Source organism: Companilactobacillus zhongbaensis (genome assembly GCF_003946515.1).
GTDB classification, from domain to species: domain Bacteria; phylum Bacillota; class Bacilli; order Lactobacillales; family Lactobacillaceae; genus Companilactobacillus; species Companilactobacillus zhongbaensis.
Genome location: NZ_RHOM01000023.1, coordinates 22,241 through 33,189 on the forward strand (window position 1 = coordinate 22,241; position 10,949 = coordinate 33,189).

Annotated in this window: 8 protein-coding genes; 5 read left to right on the top strand and 3 right to left on the bottom strand. The window is 38.0% G+C overall.

Going from position 1 to position 10,949, the window contains the following annotated elements; translation table 11 throughout:
- Positions 1-2: 2 nt before the first annotated feature.
- Positions 3-1,286, top strand: a complete 1,284-nt coding sequence (locus EKM69_RS09180) for an adenylosuccinate synthase (protein WP_125710404.1) — start codon at positions 3-5, stop codon at positions 1,284-1,286.
- Positions 1,287-1,347: 61 nt separating this feature from the next.
- On the opposite strand, the gene EKM69_RS09185 is transcribed toward EKM69_RS09180, so the two are convergent.
- A complete protein-coding gene (locus EKM69_RS09185) occupies positions 1,348-2,277 on the bottom strand; it encodes a hypothetical protein (RefSeq protein WP_125710406.1) in 930 nt (309 codons plus the stop codon).
- A gap of 76 nt (positions 2,278-2,353) precedes the next feature.
- Here EKM69_RS09185 and EKM69_RS09190 point away from each other — a divergent pair, with 76 nt between their 5' ends.
- Both EKM69_RS09190 and EKM69_RS09195 read left to right on the top strand, forming a co-directional pair.
- Complete coding sequence (locus EKM69_RS09190) at positions 2,354-3,652, top strand: hypothetical protein (RefSeq protein WP_125710407.1); 1,299 nt, start codon at positions 2,354-2,356, stop codon at positions 3,650-3,652.
- Between the two features lie 8 nt (positions 3,653-3,660).
- Positions 3,661-6,285: a transglycosylase domain-containing protein gene (locus EKM69_RS09195; protein WP_125710409.1), complete on the top strand. Its 2,625-nt coding sequence runs from the start codon at positions 3,661-3,663 to the stop codon at positions 6,283-6,285.
- Positions 6,286-6,324: 39 nt separating this feature from the next.
- On the opposite strand, the gene EKM69_RS09200 is transcribed toward EKM69_RS09195, so the two are convergent.
- Both EKM69_RS09200 and EKM69_RS09205 read right to left on the bottom strand, forming a co-directional pair.
- Positions 6,325-6,786, bottom strand: coding sequence for a threonine/serine exporter family protein (locus EKM69_RS09200; protein WP_125710411.1), 462 nt, complete (start codon positions 6,784-6,786; stop codon positions 6,325-6,327).
- 9 nt (positions 6,787-6,795) lie between these two features.
- Entirely contained in the window at positions 6,796-7,545 is a 750-nt protein-coding gene (locus EKM69_RS09205) for a threonine/serine exporter family protein (protein WP_125710413.1), read from the bottom strand.
- 261 nt (positions 7,546-7,806) lie between these two features.
- Between EKM69_RS09205 and EKM69_RS09210 the strand changes: the two genes are divergently transcribed.
- Together EKM69_RS09210 and EKM69_RS09215 are read left to right on the top strand one after the other, a co-directional pair.
- Entirely contained in the window at positions 7,807-8,961 is a 1,155-nt protein-coding gene (locus tag EKM69_RS09210; protein WP_125710415.1) for an LCP family protein, read from the top strand.
- 63 nt (positions 8,962-9,024) lie between these two features.
- Entirely contained in the window at positions 9,025-10,566 is a 1,542-nt protein-coding gene (locus EKM69_RS09215) for an ABC-F family ATP-binding cassette domain-containing protein (RefSeq protein WP_125710417.1), read from the top strand.
- Positions 10,567-10,949 lie beyond the last annotated feature (383 nt).

The window sequence follows — 10,949 nt, forward strand, 5'->3', positions numbered from 1 at the left end:
AAATGACAACTGTTGTAGTAGTAGGTACCCAATGGGGCGACGAAGGTAAAGGTAAAATAACTGATTATTTTAGTGGCGAAGCTAACATCATTGCTCGTTACCAAGGCGGAGACAATGCCGGTCATACATTAAATATTGACGGTCAAGTCTACAAATTGAGATCAGTTCCTTCAGGTATTTTGTACTCTGATAAGACAAGTATTATTGGAAATGGCGTAGTTTTAAATCTTGAATCATTACTCGAAGAATTAAACCGCTTACATGAACAAGGCGTAGATACTTCAAACTTGAAGATTTCAAACCGTGCTCACTTGATCATGCCTTATCATATTAAGTTAGACAAATTACAAGAAGCTTCTAAGGGAGATTCTAAGGTCGGTACGACTAACCGAGGCATAGGACCGACCTATATGGACAAATCAGCGCGCGTAGGGATCAGAATGGCTGATATCCTTGATAAAGAGCTATTTAGAGACCTTCTTAAGGACGCTCTTGACCAAAAGAACGAATTATTTACTAAGATCTACGATTCAGAACCAATGGACTTTGATGACATTTTTGAAAAATATTATGACTTTGGTCAACAAGTTAAAGATCGTGTTATCGACACATCAGCTTACTTGAACAAAGAATTGAAGAAGGGACAAAATGTCCTTTTTGAAGGTGCTCAAGGAATCATGCTCGATATTGACCATGGTACTTATCCATTCGTAACATCTTCAAATCCAGCTGGTGGTGTAACAACAGGTGCCGGTGTCGGTGCTCCATTGATCGACAAGGTAATCGGTGTCGTTAAGGCTTATACATCTAGAGTTGGTGCTGGTCCATTCCCAACAGAACAAAACAACGAGATCGGTGACTTCCTCCGTGATGCAGGTCACGAATACGGAACAGTTACACACCGTCCACGTCGTGTGGGCTGGTTAGATACAGTTGTCCTTAAACATTCATGTAATGTTTCTGGTGTAACTCATCTATCATTGAACTGTTTAGATGTTCTAACAGGTTTGGATGAAATCAAAGTTTGTGTAGGATACGACTACAATGGTAAACTAATTGACGAGTACCCAGCAAACTTGAACTTACTAGCAAAATGCAAACCAGTTTATAAGACATTCAATGGCTGGAAAGAAGACATTACTCAAGTTAAGAGTATGAATGAATTACCAGATACTGCTAAGGCATACTTGGAATTCCTTAAAGAAGAACTTGATGTCGAATATGCAACAATCTCAGTTGGCCCAGATCGTGACCAAACAATCATCGTAAATGATGTGTGGAAATAATAAAAAAATTTCCCGGGAAATATAAAAAGAGACATCTTCAATTATTTTGAAGATGTCTCTTTTATTTTGTTAAACGATTAGAATGAATACCTGTTTGTAAGTGGGTGAATTTAGCAGTATTACGGTTGTAAGTTAACGTATAATAGTAGCTATGATCATCATCGATCTGCTTGATAAATATCCGAGAATATCGAGGAACGTCGGAAACTTCATACCCTGTGATAGCAAAATTGGTCAATCGTGAATTAGCATGTTTGGCTAACTGATACAATCCTTGGTTAGATTTATCTCCATCCAATCCGATGTTGATGGCAATTTGGTTGAAATCTCCTGGAATAGCATTCTGATTAGATATCAATCCTGAGTTGATGATGGCAGTTCTTAATTCTTGGGTAAAGGATTTAGAATCTTTAATGCCATCTTTACCAACCTTAACATCCTTGATCAAAAATTCAGGCGGATATTTGTTAGATTTTTTACCAACGTATTTGGAAGTCTTAATTTGTTCTTTCTGATAGTGGAGGATGTATCTGTAACTAACAATGGTTTTAGTATCATTGTATTGATTACAACTGATGGTGAAATATTTACCTGAATGATCTCGTCCAAAATTTAATAAGCTGATTGAATAAATGTATTGGTGAGGTTGCTTCTTAACTTTTTTATTCAATTCGGTCTGCTGATCTTTGGATAAAAAATATAGTTTGTGGTTTTCCTTGAAAGACTGGTTCATGTCTTCAACCATATTAATGACTCGCTCTTTTTCTGATTCGGAGTTTTTCACATCCGTATTGATTCCTTTAGGAGTTACTCCACGGTCAACGTTGTTCGGATCCACTATCAGTGAAAAAGGAATCGTTATTTGGGAGATGGCATTAACAGTTTTTGTTCGTGAATCGAAGAAGTTGAAAGAGTAAATAACTCCAACGATGATGATGATGATCAGCAAAGTGATGATCCAGCCTATTTGTTTTTTAGTTAAATTTTTCAAGATATTCCACCTTTACAGATAAGATATTCTACTATATATATAGTATACGAAAGAAATAAATTCTACGGGGAAAATAATGAAAGATAAGAAAGATTTACGAAACGACAGTAAAATAGCTTCACGGTTTTTGATTGTTGCCAAAGTAGTAGCTATCATCACTGCAGTGGTGTTCTTTATTACCTTGTCATTTGGAACCGTGAATGCAGCTATCTCAAAACAAATAGCTAATCAATATCAAGATCGTCAGCTAGGAGTGATCAAGAAAGATGTCAGTGAAGGTCAATTGAATTTCATTGGCAAGATCATCGATGTCAGCAACGGACACATCATCTCCAATTCAGTCGTCAAAGAATATCAGTCATTAACTGACCAATTGGATAAACGCCATCAAAGAAGTCGAGATGTCTCTGCTTTATATGATGGAAAGAAACAGTATCAAGATGATGTATCCGAAGATAAACTAGACTCATTAGACAAAGATTTATTAGAAGAAAAGAATCAAGATGTCTATCAAACACAGAAGAATAAATTAGATACAGTCAGGATCTGGTTTGAACAAACAAATGATGCAATCAAGTACATCAATGATCTCTGGGATAACTTTAATGACGACAAGACTAGCTTGTCGGTTAAAAATATATCGATGGTCAATACTTACAATAAACTGATTAAGAATAAAAACATTAAAGCTGAAGTTGCAGATAAAGTTCAAACGATGAATGATTATTACAACAGTCATTCCAATGAAGATTCTAAACTAGTAAATGCTAAGGCAGAGTTAGCTGCTTTAAAGAATTCACCACTAACGATGAAATACAAATCGGCTAACGTTGATATTATTTCGAGCTTAGATAATTCTTCAGAAGCGACTGATGTTCTTAAACAAGCAGGTATCACGGATAAACATGTCCTATACTATGACAAGTCGAAAAATCAGATGACCTTCATGACCTTGACTGGAGACAACTACGTTGCTGATGGAAGCTCTATTAGTGTATCAAGTGGTAGTATCTCAGCGGGATCGTATTCGATCAAGAATGTCATCAATGGTGCTTCAACTAATGCTGCTATTGTGACTGACTCGTCATCAAGTAGCTTTGGTAGATACTTGAGTGATGCTTCTAGTGACTCACTAGAACAAATAGGTATCACAGATGCGGATAATAGTACTGCTGATTACAATTCAGCAAGACCAGTCTTCTGGTTCAAAAACAATTCATCATTAAGTACATCGATTTATTTTGGAAACTCCAGTACCATTGGATTCATTCATGCCGGAGGCGGCAGTTACGGTAATGGAGTGACTGTCTCAAGCTCAGGCTTGAGTACCATCCAATCAAAAGCAACTAGTGGTCTATTATTCTACGTTAATTAGGGGATAGCATGCGCGGACAAAGAGAACAAACTAAGAAAGTTAAAAAGAGAAAATGGCCAAAAATCTTATTGGCTATCATAGTTATCTTCATCATTGCTGCAGGTGCAGTCTGGTTTAAATTTGGTTCCTTAGTCAAGACTGCAATTGCTGATGGATATTCCTATAGCAAACGACTCGATGCCAAAGACTTTTATCCGAAAAATTCTACTATTATATATGATAAGAATGGTAAGGAACTGACTAAGTTCTCCAGGTCAGATTCAGACTACACTAAATCAGCTGATATCAATCCCATGATCAAGAAAGGGTTGGTCGAAGTCGAGGATAGTCGTTTTTACATACATCATGGTGTCGATACATATGCCATCATGAGATCGATAGCTTCGAGAATCTTCGAGCATCGTGTTCAAGGTGGTTCGACATTGACACAGCAACTAGTAAAAAATGTCGTTCTAAAAGATCAATCGCAAACAGCGTCTCGGAAAATAAAAGAGATGGTTATTTCCCAGGAAATAGAAAAGAAGTTTAGCAAGAAACAATTGTTAGAATTTTATATTAATGATGTTTACATGGGACATGCTACTTATGGATTTAGTAGTGCGGCGCAATATTATTTTTCCAAAGATCAAAATGAGCTAAGTTTGGAACAAATTGCTATGTTGATTGGGATTCCCAACAACCCGGTTTATTATGATCCAGTTACTTATCCAGAACGTTCTGTTAAACGTCGTAATATGGTTTTGAGTATTATGAATCGTGAAGGATTAATTTCTAAAAAGCAATATTCAACCGCACGCAAGAAACCACTCGGGTTAAAAGTTAATCAGCATACTTTTGATAATGACATTTCTAAAAACTATGCAATTAATTATGCGATGAACAATGCTACGGAAGAACTCATGAAATCATCTGGTTTTTCTATGCAGTATAGTTTCAAGACTAATGAAGAAAGAACTAAGTATGAGCAAAAGTATCAACAAGCTTATCAAAGAGCTCTTGGTCAATTAATGAGTGGAGGCTTCGACATTCACACAACTATCGATTCCGAACTCCAATCCAAGATCGAATCACTTGTTAATGATACCTATGCAGGAAACACAGGTCGAGATTCTGATGGAAAATTGCAGCCACAGGTATCAAGTACTGTCGTAGATAATGATTCTGGAGACGTGTTGGCGATCGTAGGTGGACGAGGTACTGAAAGCGACCAATTAAATCGCGCTATCAACGGATATCGTCAGCCTGGATCAACTGCTAAACCTTTAGTAGCTTATGCCCCTGCCTTTGAACGTGGGTATTTGCCACAAAGTACGATCACTGATTCTCCTGTGACTGGAGTTAAAAACTGGTACTCAGGATATCGTGGTTCAATGACTCTGAGATCCGCCTTAGAAAATTCTGTCAATACCGTTGCTATGAAGTTGGCAATGCAGGATAAAAATAAGTCTTACTATGATGATCTAACTAAGATGGAGTTTGCTCGACTCACTCCACATGACAAGAATCCTATCGTCGCCATCGGTGGTTTTGAATACGGAACTACTACTACGGAAATGGCGTCTGCTTATAGTAGTTTTTCTCGACAAGGAAACTTCATTCATCCAACTAACTTGTCCAGTGTTTATGATGACTCCAATGAACGAATGATTTATCAAAACCGTCATACAGAAAAGAAAGTCTATACTTCTGATTCTAGTTATATGACTTTGAATATTATGCAGTCCGTCATTACAGATGGATTAGGCAAGGCAGCAGCACTCGATAATTACAAATATACTGCTGGTAAGACTGGTTCCACTGATAATAACAAGGATTCCTACTTCGTGGGAATGACGCCCATTTTCACCATTGCAACGTGGACGGGTAACGACCATAACACGACCTTAAATTCTGCTCAGCAACAATTACCGATGAAGGTTTTTAAAGCCGAAGGAGAATACTTGGTCGATCAATTAGGTCAAAAGGAAACTGATTTTAAGAAGCCAAGTAATATTAAAGTGTCAGGTGATCATTTGTCAGTCTACGAGTCGAAAAAGACACAATCGATCCAAGATGTCATCTACACGAATTTTAACGACTTCAATTCTGCACAAGAAAAGAAAAACAGTGAGCGACTTTTTAACATGGACTATCGGATCATTTATCATCTTTCTAAGAAGGAAGAATATAAACGTGAATCTAAAGTTAAAAAAGCACTCGACGAATACAAGCAGTCTCCAATCAAAAAGGAATCTCAATACGAATCGAAATTGAATCAACTTCAAAAGATCCGTTATTTGAACATCAACGTTAAACGTCAAAAGGCTAAGAAGAAATTCGCTGCCGAGATCTTAGATCTACAAAAGCAGTTGAACTTAGCTCAAGCTTCTTTTGAAGCTGAAAAGGAAAATAGTCGTCTATCGAAATACAATACTGAGAAACGAAAGATCCAAGCTGAACGTAATCAGCAGCGTAAGAAGATGGTCGATAAACTCATGCCTCAATACAACCAGCAAGTCGAAAAAGTTAAACAAGCATATAAGAACGATGATGCTGACAAAGAAGATCAGAAACAAGAACTGATCAACATCATGAACGAAATAAGAAGTTATGGTGGAACTGTCCCTGATTTGAAACTTTACATTAACGATTAAAAAAGACCCCTTAACTAGTAAACTAGTCAAAGGGGTCTTTTATTCTATTCGGTTACGATTTGCTCGTATCATCTTCAGTCGTCTGATCGATGTCGCAAAGTATGGGGTAGTGAATAATCCAATCGCGATGAAGGATGCAATCAAAAACGTTTGCAGTCCTTGGTTGATCGAGCCCGAGTAATTACTCTGGACCATGTAGAGAATCGTTCGATAGGCGTTTCCCCCGGGAACTAAATTAACTAAGCAGGGGATAACGATAATGTTTTCTGGTAGATGATACATTCTAGCAAAGTAGTAGGCCAAGATTCCGATGATGAAAGCACCAACGTAATTGGCAATCAAGATATTCATATGTGAGTAGTTTTTTAAGATGTAAAAGACGGTCCAACTCAAAGCACCAGTTATCCCGATGATCCCGGCAGCTCTTCTGGGAGCATTGGTGATCAGCGAAAAACCGATGGCGGATAGTCCACCTAGTACAACATTCAAGAAAATGTCCATGAGAGCCTCCTAAAAGATGATCAAGGCACTAGCAATACCAAAACCGATACTGCTGGCGACTAGTAGTGAGTCTAAGAATTTAACCATACTGCTCAAGGCGTGCCGCATAACTAATTCCCGGATAGCATTGGTGATCGCTACTCCTGGAACTAACGGCATGATCGCCCCAATGATGATCGTATGATATTGCGTGACTAGTCCAAGACTTTTTAAAATGATCCCTAGAAGGGCGATAATAAATCCAGCGATGAACAAGTCAGCATATGGGAGCATCGACAGCTTTGACAAGGTGTAGGAGATAGTATATCCAATGATCCCAACGAAAAAGCAGTAAATGAAGTAGTACAGTGGCATTTTAAAGAGTAACATCGGAGCCATTGAGACGAAGCCCGCTCCGATCGCTTTGATCGTAAACGGAAAGTCTGCTGTTCGTTTATACTTGTAAAGATGGTCGATGTGGATCCGGAATTCATCAGGGGTCATCGTCTTTACTGCCAACTGTCGTGACATCGTGTTGATCTCATCGATCATTTGTAAATTGGTCCCTCCAAGGCGGGCCTTGATGAATTTATAACTTTTATGGTTGATTTCGATAAAAATGGCTGTTACAGTAACGTAGCATTTAACGTCACTACCTAATGAAGCTCCGATCCGTTCAACGGTATCCTCGACACGGTATGTTTCCGCACCACCGTTGACTAGTAGATAGGCAGTTTTTAGACATAGGTCAGATAGATCATGTGTGGCTAGTTGTTCCATAAAATCACCTGCTTTGTGGTAGTCTTAGTCGTTCAATTTGACAGAATATTTGAATCTTTTATAATTATTTGAGATGTGCGAAGTCATGATTTTTTAAATCGATCACTTATGACTACTATTTTAATCTTAAAAAAACAAATAATTGTGGTTACGTTTAATATATAACAAAATTACTGACTGGAACTATACTTAAGCTGTATAATATTATTTTATTGTCGAATAATGATTTAGATCGTACATTAAACTTAATGGAGTTTATCTATGAATAACAATAATAACATGTCGCGGCAACGTCGTAAGTTAACACATAACAATGCTTTGGCTTCTAACAATGCAGGCAGGGTCAGTAAGGCTTTTTTGAAGCTCTTAGGTCTTACACTATTGATCGCCTTTTTCGTCGTAGGTGCGTACGGATTTAGACTATATGCGCAAGCTCAAGGATCACTAGACAAGACTTTCCAACCTCTAGCAGGTAAGCAAGCTTCAACGAAGATCTCGGAGAGTAAGCCTGTTTCGATCCTACTATTAGGTGTCGATACTACTGACAACGGTATCCGTGATACTGAGACTAACTATAAGGGTAATTCTGATACGATGATCGTAGTCACAGTCAATCCTAAGACTAAGAAGACTACGATGGTGTCGATCCCTCGTGATACGATGACTCAGATCTGGAAGAGCCAAAACAATAACACTAAGAAGATTCAAAAAATCAACTCAGCTTATAACATTGGAGATGCGGGCAGTGCGGTCGTAACGACTGAAAAACTGATCAATGTGCCAATTGATTACTATATTAAGGTCGATTTCAATTCATTGAAGAAAATCGTTAATAGTGTCGGTGGTGTTGATGTCGATGTTCCATTCAGCTTCTCCTACGGTGACTCTGGTGAGAAACCATCTAACTTCACCAAGGGACAAATGCATCTTAATGGAAAACAAGCACTTGATTATGCGAGAATGAGACACGAAGATCCTAATGGTGACTATGGTCGTCAACAGAGACAAAGACAGATCATATCTGCCATCATCAAGAGTGCTGCTAGTGCTAAGACCTTTACTCATTTCAAGGACGTACTGGATAGTATTTCCGATTCGATGACTACCAACTTAAGTTTCAACGATATGCAGACGATGTTCTTCAACTATCGTGATGCTGCTGATGACATCAAATCTGACCATTTACAAGGTTATGGTCAAATGGTCGACGGTGTTTCTTATGAGTTAGCTTCTACTAAGGAGATCCAACGAGTTTCGGATAAACTCCGTAAACAATTGGAATTACCAGAAGAAACAGTCAATAATGAGGAAACAAGACTTAACCGTTTGAATCAAAGACGAGGTTTCTCATTCAACTATGAAGGGGATATCCCACAGACATACAAAGTATATAAGAGTAATCAAACATCAGAATAATTATGTTTGAGGCTGAGGCGAAAACACCGTCTCAGCCTCTTATCATGTAGAAGGAAGTAAATTATGAGCGTTTTAGAAGTACAACATCTCACACAACAGTTTTTGGACAAAAGATTGTATGATGATGCTAATTTACAAGTAAATAAAGAAGATCACTTAGGTATCACTGGCCAAAATGGTGTCGGAAAGAGTACTTTCATCAAGATATTAACGGGACAACTGGAACCAGATGAAGGTAAGATCACTTGGCAAAAACACTTAACGGTAGGGTACTTGGACCAGCAAGCAAAGCTTGAACCAGGGATGACTATCAGAGAATATCTCCAGACAGCATTTGCCGACCTTTTTAAGGCTAACGACCAATTAACCGAGATCTATATGAATGATCCTAGTGAAGAAGACTTGGAAAAAGCCGGGAAACTTCAAGAAAAACTCGACGCCAATGACTTTTATGAGATCGACACAAAGATAGAACAAGTAGCTACCGGTCTAGGATTGGATGCTATTGGTTATGACCACGATGTATCCAAACTATCGGGTGGTCAGCGTTCAAAGATTATCTTGGCCAAGATCTTATTGGAAAATCCCGATATGATCTTATTAGATGAGCCCACTAACTACTTAGATACTAACCACATCGAATGGCTCTCAGACTATTTGAACAATTTCACCGGCGCATTCATCGTAATTTCCCACGATTACGGCTTTTTAGATAAGATCGTTAACTGTATTGCTGACATCGAATTCGGTAAGATCACCAAATATACCGGAAGTCTCAAACAAGTTACTAAGCAAAAAGCCGCTAATAAGGAAACTTATATGAAGGCTTATACTAAGCAGCAAGAAAAAATCGCCAAGACTAAAGCTTATATCCGTAAGTTTAAGGCTGGTTCTCGTTCTAAGAGTGCCAAGAGTAGGGAAAAGCAGCTTTCGCATATGGATGTCTTAACACCTCCAGGGAACAAGACTATCGCTAGCTTCAACTTCCCATACCAGGAGATCCCAAGTTCTCGGATGGTACTAGAAGTAAATGACTTGAAGATTGGTTATGAAAAGCCTCTATTTGAGCAAGAACTAAACTTCTCTCTTATTAGTGGTGAAAAAATGGTCATCAAAGGATTCAATGGTATCGGTAAAACTACCTTGATCAAGACTCTCTTAGGGATGTTAAAACCACAAGCAGGTAACTTTGACTTCTCTGATGTAGTGAAAGTAGGTTACTTCAAGCAAGACTTGATCTGGAAGTCTAACCTAGATACACCATTCAAGGTAGTAAGTGAAGACCATCCAGAGTCAGACAATAAAGAAGTAAGACAGATCTTAGCTAGGACAGGACTAACTAATCAACAGATCATGTCACCACTACGCTCTCTTTCTGGTGGGGAGCAGACTAAAGTTAAGCTAGCCGATTTGATGTTTGCACCAACAAACTTCTTATTCATGGATGAGCCAACTAACCACTTAGATGATGAGAGCAAAGCATCACTTAGAAAAGGGCTCCGTAACTATCCGGGATCAGTCATCTTAGTAACCCACGAAGAGGACTTTTATAGTAGTGACTGGATAGATAAAGTTCTTGATATTGAACAAATTAAAAAGAATTGATTTTTTTAAAAAAATAGCTTGCATGTGACTATTCGAATTGGTAAGATATTATTTGTTGTCACGAAGACAGCAACGGTATCAAGGGATGTGAGCATATGCGAACATCACTTGTTGAGATTATTTTAAAAAACATGTTGACGTGAAGTTGACCGTTTGATAAAGTAATAAAGTTGCTTTCCGGAGTGATAACAAGTAATGAGATGATCATCATCAAATTGCTTTAAAAATTATCAAAAAAAGTTGTTGACATGAGGTTGATGATTCGATATGATAATTAAGTTGCTCCGGTAAGGAACGACAAGCAATGAGATGAACTTGTTCATCAAGTTGCTAAGAAAATTATTTTAAAAAGTTGTTGACAGATAGTTGATAACATGTTAAAA

What these genes read in the sequence shown, in the direction of transcription:
- EKM69_RS09215 (WP_125710417.1), top strand. Translation starts at nt 9,025, where the DNA reads ATGAGCGTTTTAGAAGTACAACATCTCACACAACAGTTTTTGGACAAA.
- EKM69_RS09180 (WP_125710404.1), top strand. Translation starts at nt 3, where the DNA reads ATGACAACTGTTGTAGTAGTAGGTACCCAATGGGGCGACGAAGGTAAA.
- EKM69_RS09205 (WP_125710413.1), bottom strand. Translation starts at nt 7,545, where the DNA reads ATGGAACAACTAGCCACACATGATCTATCTGACCTATGTCTAAAAACT.
- EKM69_RS09210 (WP_125710415.1), top strand. Translation starts at nt 7,807, where the DNA reads ATGAATAACAATAATAACATGTCGCGGCAACGTCGTAAGTTAACACAT.
- EKM69_RS09195 (WP_125710409.1), top strand. Translation starts at nt 3,661, where the DNA reads ATGCGCGGACAAAGAGAACAAACTAAGAAAGTTAAAAAGAGAAAATGG.
- EKM69_RS09190 (WP_125710407.1), top strand. Translation starts at nt 2,354, where the DNA reads ATGAAAGATAAGAAAGATTTACGAAACGACAGTAAAATAGCTTCACGG.
- EKM69_RS09200 (WP_125710411.1), bottom strand. Translation starts at nt 6,786, where the DNA reads ATGGACATTTTCTTGAATGTTGTACTAGGTGGACTATCCGCCATCGGT.